The organism is Paracraurococcus lichenis (assembly GCF_030657435.1).
Lineage (GTDB): Bacteria > Pseudomonadota > Alphaproteobacteria > Acetobacterales > Acetobacteraceae > Paracraurococcus > Paracraurococcus lichenis.
Genome location: NZ_JAUTWS010000428.1, coordinates 1 through 605 on the forward strand (window position 1 = coordinate 1; position 605 = coordinate 605).

The 605-nt window shown below is 72.7% G+C and carries 1 protein-coding gene; it reads left to right on the plus strand.

Translation table 11 applies throughout. The features are described 5' to 3' along the window. Positions 1 to 605: IS256 family transposase (locus Q7A36_RS40640; RefSeq protein ID WP_305109463.1), on the plus strand; the 605-nt coding region annotated here is incomplete at both ends.

The following is a 605-nucleotide window of genomic DNA, read 5'->3' on the forward strand; positions in this document are numbered from 1 at the left end:
ACGTCACCGAGGACTTGGTCCTGCTCGCGGCGGTGGGGATCGACGCCGAGGGCACGAAGCACCCGCTCGGGCTGGTGGAGGGCGCGACCGAGAACGCGGTGGTGGTGCAGGCCCTGCTCGACGATCTGGTCGGTCGGGGGCTCGATCCGGCGACCTGCCGGCTGTTCATCGTGGACGGTGCCAAGGCGCTGACCAAGGCCATCCGGCGCACCTTCGGGCGCGACACGCCCATCCAGCGCTGCCAGGTCCACAAGGCCCGCAACATCGCCGAGCGGCTGCCCAAGGCGCTGCAGGCGCCGGTGCGGCGGGCGCTGCGGCAAGCCTGGGAACTGGACGACGCGGCCAAGGCCGAGCGGCTGCTGCGCAACCTGGCGCGCACCCTTGAGCCTCGCGCGCCCGGCGCCGCGGCGTCGATCCTGGAGGGCCTGGACGAGATCCTCACCGTGGTCCGGCTCGGCCTGCCGCGCGAGCTGCGCCGTTCGCTGGCCTGCACCAACATCATCGAGAACGTCATGGGCTCGGTGCGGCGCGTTTGCCGCAACGTGAAGCGCTGGCGCGACGCCGACATGGCGCTGCGCTGGACCGCCGCCGCCATGCTCGAGGCT